The organism is Pseudomonas sp. Eth.TT006 (genome assembly GCF_054456575.1).
In genome coordinates this window covers 119,967-137,313 of sequence record NZ_JBTJEN010000001.1, presented here as the reverse complement: position 1 = coordinate 137,313, position 17,347 = coordinate 119,967, and the positions used below count along the sequence as shown (strand labels likewise).

Sequence of the window (17,347 nt, the reverse complement as noted above, 5' to 3'; positions counted from 1 at the left end):
GCTCCCGCTGCGGCTTACCAGGTTTGGGTGGCCTTGAACTTCTCGATACCGGCTTTGAGGCCAGCGTCGATTTCGTCATTGAAGTCACCTTTAACGTTGATCTTGGCCATCAAATCGGCGTGATCGCGGTTGAAGAAAGCAATCAGCGCTTGTTCGAAGCTGCCGATCTTGGCGATTTCAATGTCAGTCAGGAACCCACGCTCAGCGGCATACAGCGACAGCGCCATGTCAGCGATCGACATTGGTGCGTATTGCTTCTGCTTCATCAGCTCGGTAACGCGCTGACCATGCTCAAGTTGCTTGCGGGTCGCTTCGTCCAGGTCAGAAGCGAACTGGGCGAATGCCGCCAGTTCACGGTACTGAGCCAGAGCGGTACGGATACCACCGGACAGCTTCTTGATGATCTTGGTCTGAGCGGCACCACCCACACGGGATACCGAAACACCGGCGTTCACTGCAGGGCGGATGCCCGAGTTGAACATGGCCGATTCCAGGAAGATCTGACCGTCAGTGATGGAAATCACGTTGGTCGGAACGAACGCGGAAACGTCGCCAGCCTGGGTTTCGATGATCGGCAGTGCGGTCAGGGAACCGGTTTTGCCGGTCACTGCGCCGTTGGTGAACTTCTCTACGTACTCTTCCGAAACGCGGGATGCGCGCTCCAGCAGACGGGAGTGGAGATAGAACACGTCGCCTGGATAAGCTTCACGGCCTGGTGGACGGCGCAGCAGCAGGGAAATCTGGCGGTAAGCCACTGCTTGCTTGGACAGATCGTCATAAACGATCAGCGCGTCTTCACCGCGGTCGCGGAAGAATTCACCCATGGTGCAACCGGAGTACGGAGCCAGGAACTGCAGTGCTGCAGATTCCGAAGCGCTCGCTGCAACGATGATGGTGTTAGCCAGTGCACCGTTTTCTTCCAGCTTGCGAACCACGTTGGCGATGGTCGATTGCTTCTGACCGATTGCCACGTAGACGCAGAAAATGCCGCTGTCTTTCTGGTTGATGATCGCGTCGATCGCCAGAGCGGTTTTACCGATCTGACGGTCACCGATGATCAGCTCACGCTGGCCACGGCCGACAGGGATCATGGCATCGACAGCCTTGTAGCCAGTCTGTACAGGCTGGTCTACCGACTTACGCCAGATCACGCCCGGTGCAACTTTCTCGACCGCGTCGGTCTCGGTGTTGCCCAGTGGACCTTTGCCGTCAACAGGGTTACCCAGTGCGTCGACTACGCGACCCAGCAGTTCCTTACCAACCGGAACTTCGAGGATGCGGCCGGTGCACTTGGCGCTCATGCCTTCAGCCAGACTGGTGTATGCGCCCAGTACAACGGCACCTACGGAGTCTTGCTCCAGGTTGAGGGCCATACCGTAGACGCCGCCCGGAAACTCGATCATCTCGCCGTACATGACGTCGGCCAGACCGTGAATCCGCACGATGCCGTCAGATACGCTGACGACAGTGCCTTCGTTACGGGCTTGGGAGGTCACATCGAGCTTTTCGATGCGGCCCTTGATAATTTCACTTATTTCGGAAGGATTGAGTTGCTGCATTGCTCTGCTGCCCCTTCAAACTCAAGATTTCAATGCTTCGGCAAGTTTCGCGATTTTGCCGCGAATCGAGCCATCGATAACCAGGTCGCCGGCGCGGATGACAACACCCCCGATAAGGGAGCTGTCTTCCTCGACTTGCAGGCGCACTTCCCGGTTGAGTCGTGCACTGAGAACCTTGGCGAGTTTGTCTTGCTGATCTTGGTTCAATGCAAAAGCACTGGTCACTTCAACGTCTACCGACTTCTCTTGTTCGGCCTTGTACAGGTCGAAAAGAGCGGCGATCTCCGGCAGAAGCGGGAGACGGTCGTTTTCGGCAACGACATTGATGAAATTCTGTGCCTTGGCATCGAACTTGTCGCCGCACACGTCAATGAACGTGGCGGCCTTTTCTGCGCTCGTCAGTCGCGGGGCCTTGAGCACGCGCTGCATGGTGTCGTCTTGCGACACCGCTGCTGCCAGGCCGAGCATGGCTGACCAATTGGCCAGTTGCTGGTGGGCCTGAGCGTGCTCGAAGGCCGCCTTAGCGTAAGGTCGGGCCAACGTGGTCAGTTCTGCCATGATCGCCCTCGCTTAGATTTCAGCAGCCAGTTGGTTAACCAGCTCTGCGTGCGCGTTTTGATCGATTGTGGCACCCAGGATCTTCTCGGCGCCGCCGACAGCCAGCAAGCCCACTTGGGCACGCAGCTTGTCTTTGACACTGTTCAGTTCCTGTTCGATCTCGGCTTGAGCCTGAACCTTCACACGGTCAGCGTCGATACGGGCTTTTTCAACAGCCTCTTCAACGATCTGGTTACCGCGTTTCTTGGCTTGCTCGATGATTTCAGCTGCCTGAGCTTTCGCTTCGCGCAGTTGCTGACCCGCTTTCTCTTGGGCCAACTCCAGGTCGCGAGCTGCACGGCTGGCAGCGTCCAGACCATCAGCGATCTTCTTTTGACGTTCGTGCAGTGCCGCGATGACCGGAGGCCATACGAACTTCATGCAGAACAGTACAAAAATCAGGAACGCAACGGACTGGCCAATCAGGGTCGCATTAATGTTCACGCCAACACCTCGCAGTTACGTTGTCCATCACACCAAATTACTCGGAAGAATCCGGGTAATTAGCCAGCGATCTGACCAACGAACGGGTTCGCAAAGGTGAAGAACAGAGCGATACCAACACCGATCATGGTTACGGCGTCGAGCAGACCGGCAACGATGAACATTTTGACTTGCAGCATTGGAACCATTTCTGGCTGACGCGCTGCGCCTTCCAGGAACTTGCCGCCCAGCAGGCCGAAACCAATTGCGGTACCCAGTGCGCCCAGGCCGATCAACAGTGCAACAGCGATAGCGGTTAGACCAACTACAGTTTCCATCTTTCCTCCCGACTTTTACGTCGTATGGTTTAGGTTTTTTAGATTAAAGCGGTAAAACAAATCGTTTCAGGTGCCCTGTGAAGAGCCCCTTCCCGTTTTACCGGGAAGGACATCAGACTAGTCGAGACTGGTCTTAATGGTTTTCTTCGTGCGCCATCGACAGATAGACGATGGTCAGCATCATGAAGATGAACGCCTGCAGGGTGATGATCAGGATGTGGAACACCGCCCACGCCCACTGCAGAACAACGCCCAGGCCACTCAGCCAGAGCAAGCCGCTGCCGAACATCACAGCGATCAGAATGAACACCAGCTCGCCGGCATACATGTTGCCGAACAGACGCAGAGCCAGAGAGATCGGCTTGGCGATCAGGGTCACGAATTCCAGCAGGAAGTTCACCGGGATCAGCAGGGCCTGAACAAAGATGTTCTTGCTGCCGAACGGGTGCAGGGTCAGTTCGCCGATGAAGCCGCCGATGCCCTTGACCTTGATGCTATAGAAAATGATCAGTGCGAAAACCGAGAACGCCATGCCCAGGGTCGCGTTCGGGTCGGTGGTCGACACGGCGCGGAACGGGATGTGGTGGTCGCCGGTGATCAGGATGGCCAGCTGAGGAATCCAGTCGACCGGTACCAGGTCGACGGCGTTCATCAGGAACACCCAGACGAAGATGGTCAGTGCCAGCGGTGCAATCACCGGGCTACGGCCATGGAAGCTGTCTTTCACGCTGCCATCGACGAATTCGACCAGTACTTCAACGAAGTTCTGCAGGGCACCTGGTTGACCGGAAGTCGCTTTCTTCGCCGCCATGCGGAAAAGGAAAACGAAGATCAGACCCAATGCGACCGACCAGCCGAGGGTATCGACGTGGAAAGCCCAGAAGCCCATTTCCTTGGCCTCTGCTGCGGAATGGGCAAAGCCCCAGCCGCCGTTAGGTAGCTGACCGAAGGTCAGGTTCTGCAAGTGGTGCTGGATATAGCCCGAAGCGGTTGTTTCTGCCATGGTTGCCTCAAACGCCCTAAGGTCTCGAAAGTCTTGTTCTCATCAGCAGGGGAGCGAACCAGCTGACCGACTGAGTCAGCACGAAAGCGCCGAATACTGCGATCGGCGCCAATGGCTTCACACCTGCAAACACCAGTGCAAACAGCACTGCCGTCAAAATCAGTTTGCCTGCCTCGCCGGCATAAAAAGACCGGACGATGGACTGGGCTGCTCGGGCGCCGGAAAACCGAAATGCCTTGTGAGCGAAATAAACATTGGGCAGCAAGGCTATCAGGCCTCCGCAAAGTCCCGAGTATCCGGCAACGACTCCATGCCATTGCCAGAGCGCCAAAGCGGCAATGAGCAAAATGACAAATTGAGCCATCAGCACCGGAAAAACCGCCAGGCGATGGAACGGCAGGCGGTTTGGCTTGCGGGTTTCCATCACGTTTGCTCTCCAATGGCCGGCTGCCAGAATTCAATAACTTGGCATAATTTGTGCCGACAAAATGCGCGCAGAGTATAGGGGCGGTTCAGCCCCTATTCAACTGTCAGGTAGTGATTTCCGACTGCGCGCTACATGAGGAAATGTTTCAGCGGATGTGTGCAAGCACACCTTGAAGCTCATCGAGCGAGTTATAACCGATGACCAACTGACCCTTACCCTTCTTGCCGTGGCGAATCTGCACCGCAGAGCCTAGGCGCTCGGCCAGACGCTGTTCGAGACGAGCGATATCCGGGTCGGGTTTGGCCGCTTCCACGGGCTCCGGTTTGCCGCTCAACCACTGGCGAACCAGTGCCTCAGTTTGGCGCACGGTGAGGCCGCGTGCGACAACATGTCGCGCCCCTTCCACCTGCTGATTGTCCGGCAAACCGAGCAAAGCACGGGCGTGACCCATTTCCAGGTCGCCGTGGGACAGCATGGTCTTGATCACTTCAGGCAGCGCAATAAGTCGCAACAGGTTAGCCACAGTCACCCGCGACTTACCCACAGCCTCAGCCACTTGCTGCTGAGTCAGCTGGAATTCCTGTTGCAGACGCTGCAGGGCCACCGCTTCCTCGATCGGGTTCAGGTCTTCGCGCTGGATGTTTTCGATCAGCGCGATGGCGATTGCGGTTTCATCCGGCACATCGCGAACCATCGCCGGGATCGTTTCCTGCCCGGCCTGCTGGCTGGCGCGCCAACGGCGTTCACCGGCAATGATTTCGAAGCGGCCAGCGCCAATCGGGCGCACCACGATCGGCTGCATCACGCCTTGCGCCTTGATCGACTGCGCGAGTTCTTCCAGTGCCTGCGGGTCCATGTCGCGGCGTGGCTGGTATTTGCCACGCTGCAGCAGATCCAGCGGCAGATGTTGCAGTTCACGGCTATCCGCCTGCGCAGCCTGCTCTTCCAGGGCGCTGACAGTCGGACCACTCAGCAGTGCATCCAGTCCACGTCCGAGACCTCGTTTCTTGACGGCCATGGGGATTCCTTAAGTTGGCTGGGCAGCGGCGATGCGTGAATTTTTGCGCTGACGGCGAACCATCTCGCCCGCCAGGGCCAGGTAGGCCAGCGCGCCGCGCGATTGCTTGTCGTAGGCCAGTGCCGGCATGCCGTAGCTCGGCGCTTCGGCCAGACGGATGTTGCGCGGGATCACCGTGTCGTAGAGCTGCTCGCCGAAGTGTTCCTTAAGCTGCGCCGACACATCATTCATCAGGCTCAGGCGCGGGTCGTACATGGTCCGCAGCAAACCCTCGACCTTGAGGTTCGGGTTCAGCAGTTCGGCGATGCGCTTGATGTTATCCACAAGGTCGCTCAAGCCTTCGAGCGCAAAGTATTCGCACTGCATGGGGATAATCACCCCGTCGGCGGCGACCAGCGCGTTGAGCGTGAGCATCGACAGCGACGGCGGGCAGTCGATCAGAATGTAATCGTAGTTTTCGCGGATCGGCGCCAGCGCGCTGCGCAGACGGCTTTCCTTCATCTGCATTTCCAGCAGCACCACTTCGGCCGCGGTCAGATCGCGGTTGGCCGGCAGCAGTTGATAACCGCCATGCTCGGAAAAGTGCATGGCCTGGGTCAGATCGCATTCGCCGATCAGCAGGTCATAGACCGAGTTTTCCAGGCCATGTTTATCCACACCGCTACCCATGGTGGCGTTGCCCTGTGGATCGAGATCGATCAACAGCACCCGGCGCTTGGTCGCGACCAGGGATGCTGCGAGGTTGATGCAGGTGGTGGTCTTGCCCACACCACCCTTCTGGTTCGCTATCGCGAATACCTTAGCCATTCTTGCTTGTGTTCCCAATCATGCCGTGCGGCGCAGTATCAGCAGATGGCGTTGGCCTTGGCAACCGGGTACGGCCAGGGCGTGTTCGCTATCGAGTTTGAAGTCTGCCGGCAATGCTACCAGCTCATCGGCCGGATGAACGCCCTTCATTGCCAGCCAGCGCGTATCGGCGTCGCCGAGGTGGCGAGTCCAGTTGGTGAAGTTCTCCATGCTGCTGAACGCCCGGGAAATGATCCCGTTGAATGGCTGCGCGGGCTGGAAGGCTTCGACGCGACTGTGGATAACTTGCAGGTTATCCAGTTTGAGTTCGAGTTTGACCTGGGTCAGGAAGCGGGTTTTCTTGCCATTGCTGTCCAGACACGTCACTTGCGACTGCGGATACAGGATCGCCAGCGGGATCCCCGGCATGCCGCCACCGCTGCCGACATCGAGCCAGCGGCCGTTTTCGATGAACGACATCACGCTCAGACTATCAAGCAAATGCCGCGAGACCATTTCGTCCGGATCGCGCACAGCCGTCAGGTTGTAGGCCTGGTTCCATTTGATCAACAGGGCCAAGTAACCCAGCAGCAATTCGTGCTGGGTTTCAGTGAGATTGACACCGAGCGCGCGGGCTCCTGTGGATAACTCTTCGGCGTGTTGCGAAGTGACCTTAGAACTCAAGCGCTTTGCTCCAACTGACGGCCCGCGCCGCGTTTTTTCAAATGAATCATCAACAGCGAAATGGCTGCCGGGGTCACCCCCGGGATCCGTGAAGCCTGGCCGAGCGTCTCCGGACGCGTCGCACCGAGCTTGCTCTGGATCTCCTTGGAGAGACCGGAAATGTTGGTGTAATCGATATCCACAGGCAGTTTCGTGTCTTCACTCGCGCGCAGACGGGCGATTTCGTCCTGTTGGCGGTCGATGTAACCGGCGTATTTGGTCTTGATTTCAACCTGCTCGGCGACCTGTGGATCTTCGGCGCCGTTGCCGGTCACTTCGACCAGACCAGCGTAGTCGATTTCCGGACGGCTCAAGAGATTGAGCAAGTTGTATTCGTGGGTCAGCGGCGTGCCGAATTTTTCGGCAATCGCATCGCCCTGCTCGGTGCCCGGGCGAACCCAGGTGCTTTTCAGGCGCTGTTCTTCGAGCTCGATGCTTTCGCGTTTCTTGCAGAAGGTCGCCCAGCGCGCGTCATCGACCAGGCCGAGTTCGCGACCTTTTTCGGTCAGACGCAGGTCGGCGTTGTCTTCACGCAGGATCAGGCGGTATTCGGCACGGGACGTGAACATGCGGTACGGCTCTTGAGTGCCGAGGGTGATCAGGTCGTCGACCAGCACCCCGATGTACGCCTCGTCGCGACGCGGGCACCAGGCTTCTTTGCCCTTGGCGCGCAGTGCTGCGTTGGCACCCGCGAGCAGACCCTGGGCACCAGCCTCTTCGTAACCGGTGGTGCCGTTGATCTGGCCGGCGAAGAACAGACCGCCGATGACTTTGGTTTCGAGGCTGTACTTCAGGTCGCGCGGGTCGAAGTAGTCGTACTCGATCGCGTAGCCCGGACGCACGATGTGCGCGTTTTCCATACCGCGGATCGATTGCACGATCTGCAATTGCACGTCGAACGGCAGGCTTGTGGATATCCCGTTCGGGTACAGCTCATGGGTGGTCAGACCTTCTGGTTCGATAAAGACCTGATGGCTTTCCTTGTCGGCAAAGCGGTGAATCTTGTCTTCGATCGACGGGCAGTAGCGCGGGCCGATGCCCTCGATTTCGCCGGCAGCGGAATACATCGGCGAACGGTCGAGGTTCGCCGCGATGATTTCGTGGGTGCGGGCGTTGGTGTGGGTAATCCAGCAACTGACCTGACGTGGATGCTGTTCCTTGTTGCCCATGAACGACATGACCGGGATTGGCGTATCACCCGGTTGCTCGGTCATCACCGAGAAATCCACAGACTTGCCATCGATGCGTGGCGGCGTACCGGTTTTCAAGCGACCGACACGCAATGGAAGTTCACGCAAACGGTGAGCCAGAGCAATCGACGGCGGATCACCGGCGCGACCGCCGGAGAAATTCTGCAAACCGATGTGGATAAGTCCGCCGAGGAAGGTGCCAGTGGTCAACACCACGGAATCGGCGAAGAACCGCAGACCCATTTGCGTGACAACACCGCGGACTTGTTCTTGCTCGACGATCAGGTCGTCAGCCGCTTGCTGGAATATCCACAGGTTCGGCTGGTTTTCCAGAATTTCGCGGACAGCGGCCTTGTACAGAATCCGGTCGGCCTGCGCACGGGTTGCACGCACGGCCGGGCCTTTGCGGCTGTTCAACACGCGAAACTGGATGCCGCCCAGATCGGTGGCCACGGCCATCGCGCCGCCGAGGGCGTCGATTTCCTTGACCAGATGGCTTTTACCAATGCCGCCAATGGCCGGGTTACAGCTCATGGCACCGAGGGTTTCCACGTTATGCGTCAGCAGCAGGGTTTTCGCCCCCATACGTGCTGAGGCCAGTGCTGCCTCGGTACCGGCATGACCGCCGCCGATGACGATCACTTCAAAACGGGAAGGGAAATCCACCACGCACCTCGTGCCTGCTTAAGTAGGTCATTCAGGAATAGTTTGAGATCAGGTTTCTGGACCTGGTCGGCAAGTATAGGGACTTCGCCCTTCCTAAAGAACCCTTTGCACAAAATTTAACCAGCTGTGGAGAACTCGAGGTTAAAAGAATAAAAAAGAGAGAAATTTATAAAACCTTTGTTTTAATGCTTATTCTTACTGACCCTCCTGTCTGTGGATAAATCTCTGTATCCCTTATAATTCAGCGTGTACAGCGTTTTAAAACCCTGTGCCCATGTGCCAATAAGGCCCTTGGATAACCGGTGTAAGCCTGTGGATGAAAGTGATGGTTATCCACAGGTGGGGTTGTATCCAGTTTTCAAGCCCTGTTATCAACTGACCTCAGTGGCAGTTATTCACAGGGCTTAATCCACAGAAAACCGGGTCGGCGGCTTCAACATATGCAAAAAAAAGCGCCGCTGAAGATCAGTGGCGCCGACAGAGACAGTCAGAGAAAAGCCTAAGGGCTATTGTGAGTGAACGTAACAGAGGCTAATAATAGCCATTATCATTAACTCGCCAGTTCTCTCCATGTCCCTAGCCACCCACACTGCTGCGATCGAGCGAATCTACGCGCAACACCATTCGTGGCTATATGGATGGCTCAAGGGCAAATTGCATGACGCCTGCGATGCGGCCGATGTGGCGCATGACACGTTTGTGCGGATCCTCACCGCGCGCAATGCCGCACAGATTCGCGAACCCAGGGATTATCTGGCGACCATTGCCCGCGGGCTGGTCATCGATCGTTATCGCAGACAAGCTGTCGAAGCCGCTTATTTGCAGACCCTGGCAGCCCGGCCGGAAGCCACGACCATCAGCGAAGAGGACAAGGCGCTGATTATCGAAACCCTGGTCGCCGTGGATAAGGCCCTGAGCGGGCTCGGTGACAGAAGCCGACAGATCTTCATGCTGTCGCAGATCGATGGCCTGACTTATCAACAGATCGCCACGCAATTGAGGGTTTCGCTGACCACGGTGAAGAAGCACATGATCCGTGCGCTGACCGAATGTGCCCTGATCATGGCGCAGCGCTGATGCCAATCACCCCGAACCGCCAGGTGTTCGAAGCTGCCGCCAGTTGGTATGTGCAGTTCCAGGCCCATTCGCCAACGCTTGCCGAGCGCAAGGCTTGGCAGCTGTGGATAGATAGTGATCCAGCGCATCTGGCGGCCTGGAACCAGATGGAACAACTGCAGCGCCATCTCGGCACCGTGCCGCAGGATCTGAAACGTCGAGCGCTGAACCACGGCCAGCACCGGCGTCAGGTATTGAAGCTATTGCTGCTTGCGGCGGGGACGGGTTTCGTTGGCTGGAATGTTCAGCAAAACACATCCCTGGGCAATGTCTGGGCCGACTATAAAACCGGCGTCGGCCAGCGGCGCAACATCGCGTTGGCCGATGGCAGCCAGATTCAGCTCAATACCGATTCGGCCATCGACGTGTCTTTTGACGCAGGGCAGCGGCTGATTCGCCTGCGCTCGGGTGAGATGCTGATTCAAACCGGCAAGCTTGGCGACCAGCGTCCTTTATTGGTCGAAACCCGCGATGGGCGGATTCGAGCCTTGGGCACGCGTTTTTCCGTTCACCAGCTGGCGGGTTCTACCCGTGTAGGTGTGTTGGAGGATCGGGTCAGTGTACAACCCGCTGATTTATCCACAGCGATGATATTGAAAGCGGGCGAAGGCGCTGACTTCGACAGTCGGCATGTCGGCTTGATTCATCCCTTCAAAACCTCGGCAGTGGCGTGGACCAACGGCCAATTGATCGTCCTCGATGCGCGGTTGGGCGATGTAATCGAAGAGTTGGGGCGCTATCGTCACGGCGTCTTGCATTGCGATTCCAAGGCTCGGGATCTGCGAGTGTCTGGCACGTTCCGTCTGGATACGACCGATGCTGTGCTGGCCAATCTTCAGGCGTCATTGCCGGTCAACGTCCGTTACTTCACCCGTTACTGGGTGTCGATCAGCCATAACGCCTGATCCCGGAACACCTGAGAAAAATAATTGCGGCCGGGGTTATCTTTTTTGGCCCTGACCCGGCCCTACAGGTAATCGCGATAAACGCGGCTCTTTGCCACCTTCAGGGCTTATCCATCCATGCGCCTTCCCACATTCCGTCAGCGTTTTTCCCAGCACTGCATTGCCTACAGCTTACTGATGACCAGCGCCGCTTCCTGCCTGGTCATTAGCCAAAGCACCTTCGCGGCATCGCCGGCCCAGCGCTACACCATTGCCGCCGGTCCGCTGGACAGTGCGCTGAGCCAGTTCGCCTCCGCCGCCAATGTGATCCTGTCGTTCTCCCCGCAACAGACCAGCCACTTGCGCAGCGCCGGCCTGAACGACAGTGTCAGTGTCGACCAGGGATTTGCCGAGCTGCTGCAGGGCTCGGGCTTACAAGCCGTACTGCAAGCGCCGGGCAGCTACATTCTGCAGGCACTGCCCAACGACGGCTCGCTGGAGCTGGCACCGACCAACGTCAACGGTCAGTTGGCCAACCCGATGAACCTGGATTACGCCGCCGACGTCGGTTACAAGGCGCAGAACAGCCGGATTGGTACGAAAACCAGCACGCCGCTGTCGGAAACGCCGCGTTCGGTGTCAGTCGTAACCGGCCAGCGCATGAAGGATCAGAAATCTCAGACACTCACCGAGGTGCTCGGCTACGTGCCTGGGATCTTCGCCCCGCCGTTTGCTGCCGGTGACAGCCTGGCGGGAGACCTGTTCTACATTCGCGGTTTCAACGCCACCGATTACGGCTACGGGCTATTGCGCGATGGACTGCGTGTACAGGGCAACCGCTATGACACCAGCACCGAGCCTTACGGGCTTGAGCGCGTTGAGGTTTTCCGTGGCCCGTCGTCGCTGCTCTATGGCGAAAACGCCCCGGGTGGCCTGGTCAACCTGGTGAGCAAGCGCCCGACCGCTGCCCCCCAAGGCGAAGTGCAATTGGGCTACGGCTCGAACAATCGCCGGCAGCTTGGCGTGGATGTCTCCGGGCCACTCAATGACAGCGACAATGTTCTCGGGCGCTTAGTGATGCTCGGTCGCAAATCCGATACCCAGACCGATCACGTCCCGGATGACCGGCTCTACATCGCGCCATCGCTCACGCTGAATTTCGACGATTTCAACACCCTGACCCTGCTGGCCAACTACCAGAAGGATCACACCAACATGGAACTCGGCCTGCCGGCTGCCGGGACCTTGCTCAGCAATCCCAACGGCAAGTTATCCAAAGGCACCATGCTCGGCGACCCGGACTGGAACACCTTCGAACGGGAGACCTGGAGCAGCGGTTACGAGTTCAGCCACTCGTTTAATGACGACTGGCAGTTCCGGCAGAACTCACGCTACATGCAGTCGCGCATCACCCGCCATGAAACCTGGCCCGGTAACCTCAATAATGCCGGCTTCGGCACGCGCCTGAATATGACCGCCTACGATCGCTTCAACAAGTCGATGGTGTACTCGCTGGATAACCAACTGGAAGGCAAATTCCAGGTCGGTGGGCTGGAAAACACCGTGCTGTTCGGCGCCAGTTATGACCGTACTTCATTCAGTCAGGACTGGGATGCCGGCGTCGTCGGGCCGATCGATGTGTATAACCCGGTTTACCTGCGCGACCCGAGCACGCCGATTGCCGTGCAAAACACCTTGCTTGAGCAACAGATGAAAGGCGTTTATGCACAGATCCAGAGCAAGTATGACCACTGGCTGTTTCTCCTCGGTGGTCGTCAGGACTGGGTCGACAGTGATTTCCGCGACAAGGTGGCCAAGGGCAGCGACATCAGCTCCGAGGACAAGAAGTTCACTTACCAGGGCGGCGTGATGTACCAGTTCGACAACGGCATGACGCCGTATGTCAGCTATTCCACTTCGTTTGTGCCTGTGCAGCAGATTTCCAATGCCGGCACGCCGCTTGATCCGATCACCAGCAGCCAGTACGAAGTGGGTCTGAAATACGAACCGATCGGCTGGGATACCGCATTCACCGCGTCGGTGTACGACCTGCGCAAAAAGGATGACACCTATTTCGACGCCACCACCTCGAGTTACCGCCAAGTGGGCGAAAGCCGCTCCAAAGGTGTGGAACTGGAACTCAACAGCAATCTGACCCAGAACCTCAATGTCACAGCGGCTTACACCTACACCGACGCACGCATCACCAAAGATGCCGCGACCTCATTGGTGAAAGGCCATCAAATGACCGGCGTGCCACGTAATCAGGCGTCGGTCTGGGCGAAATACCGCTTCCTCGATGGCGATTTGAAAGGTTTGTACGTCGGCGGTGGCGTGCGTTACTTCGACAGTGCGTTCGCCTACACCTCGCCTTCGCTGTACGGAAAGCTGGATGCCGGCGATGTCACGTTGGTGGATGCGGCGGTCGGCTACCAGATCGACACCCATTGGAGCGTCGACCTGAACGCGAAGAACCTGTTCGACAAGGAATATGTGTCGGGATGCAACGATGCTGGCCGTTGCTATTGGGGTGAGGACCGCACCTTGCTGGGCACGGTCTCTTACAACTGGTAAACGACAAAGGGGCTGTGGATAAATTGTCCACAGCCCCTTTTTTTCATTTGCCGATACAGAAGCTGGAAAAGATCCTTCCCAGCAGATCATCGGAACTGAAGGCTCCGGTGATCTCGCCGAGAGAATGCTGGGCCTGACGCAAATCTTCAGCGAGCAATTCGCCAGCGCCTGCCAGGGTCAGCTGTGCACGGCCGTGTTCCAGCGCCGCACCGGCGTGGCGCAAAGCCTCAAGGTGGCGGCGACGTGCACTGAAACTGCTTTCCGAGGTCTGTTCATAACCCATGCAGGCTTTGAGATGGTCGCGCAGCAAATCCAGCCCTTCTCCGGCCGACCTGGCGCTAAGACTGATGGTTACATGGCCGTCTTCACTGGTTTCCAGAGCTACTGCTTCTCCGGTCAGATCGGCCTTGTTGCGGATCAGGGTGACTTTCGCCGGATCCGGTCGGGTTTCCAGAAATTCCGGCCACAGCGCAAATGGGTCCAGTGCTTCCGGTGCGGTCGCATCCACCACCAGCAACACCCGATCCGCCTCACCGATGGCCTTCAGCGCCCGTTCGACACCGATCTTTTCCACATGATCATCGGTATCACGCAGGCCTGCCGTATCGACAACGTGCAGTGGCATGCCATCGATGTGGATATGTTCGCGCAGAATGTCCCGCGTAGTGCCGGCAATCTCGGTAACGATCGCGGCTTCGCGCCCGGCCAGGGCATTCAGCAGGCTGGACTTGCCGGCATTCGGACGACCGGCGATCACCACGGTCATGCCGTCACGCAACAATGCACCTTGCCCGGCTTCACGCAGCACTGTGGATAACTCGTCGCGCACTTTGTCGAGCATGCTCAACACATGGCCATCGGCAAGAAAGTCGATCTCTTCTTCCGGGAAGTCGATGGCGGCTTCAACGTAGATACGCAGACCGATCAGTTGCTCGGTGAGGTTATGCACACGCTGGGAGAACGCGCCTTGCAATGAACGCAGGGCATTGCGCGCAGCCTGTGCAGAACTGGCCTCGATCAGATCGGCGATTGCCTCGGCCTGAGCCAGGTCGAGTTTGTCGTTGAGGAACGCGCGTTCGCTGAATTCTCCCGGACGCGCCAGACGGCAGCCCAGTTCCAGGCAGCGCTTGAGCAGCATGTCCAGAACGATCGGGCCGCCATGGCCTTGCAGTTCCAGCACATCTTCGCCGGTGAATGAGTTCGGACCCGGGAAGTACAGGGCCAGACCTTCGTCCAGAACTTGCTGATCAGCACTAAAGAACGGACCGTAATGCGCGTAACGCGGTTTCAGTTCGCGGCCGGCGATGGCTTGAGCCGCCACACTGGCCAGCGGCCCGGAAATGCGGACGATACCGACGCCGCCGCGACCTTGAGCGGTGGCGACGGCAGCGATGGTTTCACGAGGTGCGCTCATAAACCGGAATCCAGACAAAAGTGGCAGATAGCAAAACGCCCCACTAGGGGGCGTTTTGAGTGGTGTTATCCACAGAGCAAGTTACGCCTCGGCTTTTTTCGTCGCCGCTTCGATCTTACGCGTGATGTACCACTGTTGGGCAATCGACAGGCAGTTGTTCACTACCCAGTACAGCACCAGACCTGCAGGGAACCACAGGAAGAAGAAGGTGAAGATGATCGGCATCATTTTCATTACCTTCGCCTGCATCGGATCCGGCGGCGTCGGGTTCAGTCGCTGCTGGATGAACATGGTCGCGCCCATGATGATCGGCAGGATGAAGAACGGATCCTTGATCGACAGGTCGGTGATCCACAGCATGAACGGCGCCTGGCGCATTTCCACGCTTTCCAGCAGAACCCAGTACAGCGAAAGGAAAACCGGCATCTGCACGAGGATCGGCAAGCAGCCGCCCAGCGGATTGATCTTCTCTTTCTTGTACAGCTCCATCATGGCCTGCGACATTTTCTGCCGGTCATCGCCATGTTGCTCTTTCAGTGCAGCCAGTTTCGGAGCAACGGCACGCATGCGCGCCATGGATTTGTAGCTGGCAGCCGACAGTGGGAAGAAGATCCCTTTGATCAGCATGGTCAGGAAGATGATCGACCAGCCCCAGTTACCCACGATCGCGTGGATGTGTTGTAGCAACCAGAAGATCGGTTGGGCAATGAACCACAGAATGCCGTAGTCGACGGTCAGTTCCAGACCTGGGGACAACTCTTTCAGCACTGCCTGGCTTTTCGGGCCAGCGTACAGAATGGCGCTGGTCTCAACTTTGGCACCCGGTGCAGCGGTCAGCGCAGGACCGGTGTAACCGATGATGTAGTTGCCTTTGCTGTCTTTACGCGTCTGAACGATGTTGTTTTCGCCCTTCGGCGCAACCCATGCAGTCACGAAGTAGTGTTGCAGCCAGGCTACCCAGCCACCGGTGACGGTTTCCTTGAGCTGACCTTTGTCCATGTCCTTCATGGACACTTTCTTGTACGGCTCGGAACTTGTCCACAGGGCGGCGCCCAGGTAAGTCGCGGTGCCGGTGGCAGTAGTCGACGAAGGGTCGGCACTGGCGTCGCGCTTCAACTGCGCGAACATCGAACCGGTCCAGGGCTGAGCGCTCTGGTTATCCACAAGGTAAGTCACAGTCACGTCATACAGGCCACGTTTCAGGGTGAAACGCTTGATGTAATTGACGCCGTCCTTGCTGAACTTCAGGTCGACCACCAGTTGGTCCTGACCGTCAGCCAGTTGATAACTTTTCTTCTCCGAGGAATAAACCGGACGACCGGCCGGGCTTGCGTCCGGACCGTTGGTGCCGATCAGGCCGCTTTGCGCCAGATAAGTCCGTTCGCCGCCGTTGTCGAACAGCTGGAACGGCACATCCGGACGGTCCTGACGACGTGGATACAGGGGCAAGGTCAGTTGCGCAACGTCACCGCCCTGTGGATCGATCGCCAGATCGAGCACGTCGGTTTTGACCTGGATCAGATCCTTGCTGGCAGCGACCGGCGTTTCTGCAGGTGCGCTGGTATCGCTGGCGGCACGCGGAATATCGTCACTGGCGGAAGCGTTATTGCCAGGAACGGTGTCCGGCAAACCGGATGCAGTCGTACTGGAAGCAACATTCTGAGTCGGCAGGGCAGCCTGGCCATAGTCCTGGTTCCATTTAAGGACCATGACATAGGACACGATTGCCAGGGCGACGATCAGGATCGTGCGTTTGATATCCATGATTACTCGGCCATCGAAGAAGAACGGGAGGTAGGGATAGGTGGAACCGGGTCATAACCACCGGGATTCCACGGATGACAGCGACCTAAACGACGAAAGGTCAGCCAGCCACCGCGCAGAAGGCCATGATTTTCAATGGCTTCATACGCGTAGCAGGAACAACTGGGGTAGAAACGACAGTGGCTGGCCATCAGAGGACTAATGGCATAGCGATAAAACTGGATCGGAACGAGTGCCAGTTTACGCATCTGGACTGTCTACCCCTACAGTTTCGGTTTTGACTGCTGGGACTGGCTTGTTACGGGCCAGACGTTTCCAGAGCTTGCCGAAATGCTGAATCAATTCGGGGTTTTCTACGTCGCCCAAACCTTTGCGCGCGACGATAACGATGTCCCAGCCGACCAGTGAATCCTGGTGCAGGCGAAACGATTCGCGCATAAGACGTTTGAGGCGATTGCGCTCGACGGAGAGCTTTACGCTCTTTTTCCCGATAACCAGCCCGAGACGGGGGTGATCAAGATCGTTGTTGCGCGCAAGGAGCAGGAGGTTTTTCCCCGGAACCTTGCCGGTAGGGGAGTCAAAGACTGCCTTGAAATGCCGGGGGGTAAGCAGACGCTTTTCCCGACTGAAGTCCTGACTCACCTCCAGTACCGGATTATCAAACTGCCAGACGCGCACGACCTTTGGCGCGACGACGCGACAGGACTGCGCGGCCGTTCTTGGTAGCCATGCGAGCACGGAAACCGTGGGTACGAGCGCGTTTGATAGTGCTTGGTTGGAAAGTACGTTTCATGTCGTGTTACCTGGTTCGTCCACAACGGGCCGGAATGGCCCCCGTTTTAAGAGACCGGGGATTCTAGAGAAA

At 57.7% G+C, this 17,347-nt stretch carries 18 protein-coding genes; 3 read left to right on the top strand and 15 right to left on the bottom strand.

From position 1 onward, the window contains the following. Positions 1 to 14: 14 nt before the first annotated feature. From atpA to mnmG, 10 genes are all read right to left on the bottom strand, one after another. Positions 15 to 1,559, bottom strand: a complete 1,545-nt coding sequence (atpA, locus tag ACXR0M_RS00675) for a F0F1 ATP synthase subunit alpha (RefSeq protein ID WP_041073579.1) — start codon at positions 1,557 to 1,559, stop codon at positions 15 to 17. A 21-nt stretch (positions 1,560 to 1,580) separates the two neighbouring features. Beyond that, positions 1,581 to 2,117 carry a F0F1 ATP synthase subunit delta gene (locus tag ACXR0M_RS00670; protein WP_458828995.1) on the bottom strand — a complete coding sequence of 179 codons (537 nt, stop codon included), beginning with the start codon at positions 2,115 to 2,117 and terminating at the stop codon, positions 1,581 to 1,583. 12 nt (positions 2,118 to 2,129) lie between these two features. Beyond that, entirely contained in the window at positions 2,130 to 2,600 is a 471-nt protein-coding gene (locus tag ACXR0M_RS00665; protein WP_011336718.1) for a F0F1 ATP synthase subunit B, read from the bottom strand. A 59-nt stretch (positions 2,601 to 2,659) separates the two neighbouring features. Next, positions 2,660 to 2,917, bottom strand: a complete 258-nt coding sequence (atpE, locus tag ACXR0M_RS00660; RefSeq protein ID WP_003097235.1) for a F0F1 ATP synthase subunit C — start codon at positions 2,915 to 2,917, stop codon at positions 2,660 to 2,662. Between the two features lie 133 nt (positions 2,918 to 3,050). Then, entirely contained in the window at positions 3,051 to 3,920 is an 870-nt protein-coding gene (atpB, locus tag ACXR0M_RS00655) for a F0F1 ATP synthase subunit A (protein WP_064589928.1), read from the bottom strand. Between the two features lie 16 nt (positions 3,921 to 3,936). Beyond that, positions 3,937 to 4,344 (bottom strand): F0F1 ATP synthase subunit I, encoded by a 408-nt coding sequence (locus tag ACXR0M_RS00650; RefSeq protein WP_003229783.1) that lies wholly within the window; start codon positions 4,342 to 4,344, stop codon positions 3,937 to 3,939. Positions 4,345 to 4,492: 148 nt separating this feature from the next. After that, complete coding sequence (locus ACXR0M_RS00645; protein WP_458828992.1) at positions 4,493 to 5,365, bottom strand: ParB/RepB/Spo0J family partition protein; 873 nt, start codon at positions 5,363 to 5,365, stop codon at positions 4,493 to 4,495. Positions 5,366 to 5,374: 9 nt separating this feature from the next. After that, positions 5,375 to 6,172 carry a ParA family protein gene (locus tag ACXR0M_RS00640; RefSeq protein ID WP_458828990.1) on the bottom strand — a complete coding sequence of 266 codons (798 nt, stop codon included), beginning with the start codon at positions 6,170 to 6,172 and terminating at the stop codon, positions 5,375 to 5,377. Between the two features lie 18 nt (positions 6,173 to 6,190). Then, a complete protein-coding gene (rsmG, locus tag ACXR0M_RS00635) occupies positions 6,191 to 6,835 on the bottom strand; it encodes a 16S rRNA (guanine(527)-N(7))-methyltransferase RsmG (RefSeq protein WP_458828988.1) in 645 nt (214 codons plus the stop codon). After that, positions 6,832 to 8,730: a tRNA uridine-5-carboxymethylaminomethyl(34) synthesis enzyme MnmG gene (gene mnmG / locus ACXR0M_RS00630; RefSeq protein ID WP_458828986.1), complete on the bottom strand. Its 1,899-nt coding sequence runs from the start codon at positions 8,728 to 8,730 to the stop codon at positions 6,832 to 6,834. Before mnmG ends, rsmG begins: the two co-directional genes overlap by 4 nt. Before the next feature lie 570 nt (positions 8,731 to 9,300). Here mnmG and ACXR0M_RS00625 point away from each other — a divergent pair. The 3 genes from ACXR0M_RS00625 (at position 9,301) to ACXR0M_RS00615 (ending at position 13,304) form a co-directional block, all read left to right on the top strand. Beyond that, positions 9,301 to 9,807, top strand: a complete 507-nt coding sequence (locus ACXR0M_RS00625) for a sigma-70 family RNA polymerase sigma factor (protein WP_458828984.1) — start codon at positions 9,301 to 9,303, stop codon at positions 9,805 to 9,807. Beyond that, a complete protein-coding gene (locus tag ACXR0M_RS00620) occupies positions 9,807 to 10,751 on the top strand; it encodes a FecR domain-containing protein (protein WP_458828983.1) in 945 nt (314 codons plus the stop codon). The genes ACXR0M_RS00625 and ACXR0M_RS00620 overlap by 1 nt, the downstream gene beginning before the upstream one ends. Positions 10,752 to 10,868: 117 nt before the next feature. Next, on the top strand, positions 10,869 to 13,304 hold the full coding sequence (locus ACXR0M_RS00615) for a TonB-dependent siderophore receptor (RefSeq protein WP_458828981.1): 2,436 nt from the start codon (positions 10,869 to 10,871) through the stop codon (positions 13,302 to 13,304). 43 nt (positions 13,305 to 13,347) lie between these two features. Here the strand turns inward: ACXR0M_RS00615 and mnmE are convergent, their stop codons facing one another. The 5 genes from mnmE to rpmH all read right to left on the bottom strand — a co-directional run bounded on the left by mnmE (position 13,348) and on the right by rpmH (position 17,275). Continuing rightward, positions 13,348 to 14,718 (bottom strand): tRNA uridine-5-carboxymethylaminomethyl(34) synthesis GTPase MnmE, encoded by a 1,371-nt coding sequence (mnmE, locus tag ACXR0M_RS00610; RefSeq protein WP_458828980.1) that lies wholly within the window; start codon positions 14,716 to 14,718, stop codon positions 13,348 to 13,350. Positions 14,719 to 14,799: 81 nt separating this feature from the next. Then, positions 14,800 to 16,482: a membrane protein insertase YidC gene (gene yidC, locus ACXR0M_RS00605; protein WP_458828978.1), complete on the bottom strand. Its 1,683-nt coding sequence runs from the start codon at positions 16,480 to 16,482 to the stop codon at positions 14,800 to 14,802. A 2-nt stretch (positions 16,483 to 16,484) separates the two neighbouring features. Further along, positions 16,485 to 16,730 carry a membrane protein insertion efficiency factor YidD gene (yidD, locus tag ACXR0M_RS00600; protein WP_010465488.1) on the bottom strand — a complete coding sequence of 82 codons (246 nt, stop codon included), beginning with the start codon at positions 16,728 to 16,730 and terminating at the stop codon, positions 16,485 to 16,487. After that, positions 16,723 to 17,124 (bottom strand): ribonuclease P protein component, encoded by a 402-nt coding sequence (rnpA, locus tag ACXR0M_RS00595; RefSeq protein WP_011336726.1) that lies wholly within the window; start codon positions 17,122 to 17,124, stop codon positions 16,723 to 16,725. Before rnpA ends, yidD begins: the two co-directional genes overlap by 8 nt. 16 nt (positions 17,125 to 17,140) lie before the next feature. Further along, complete coding sequence (gene rpmH / locus ACXR0M_RS00590) at positions 17,141 to 17,275, bottom strand: 50S ribosomal protein L34 (protein ID WP_003213577.1); 135 nt, start codon at positions 17,273 to 17,275, stop codon at positions 17,141 to 17,143. Positions 17,276 to 17,347 lie beyond the last annotated feature (72 nt).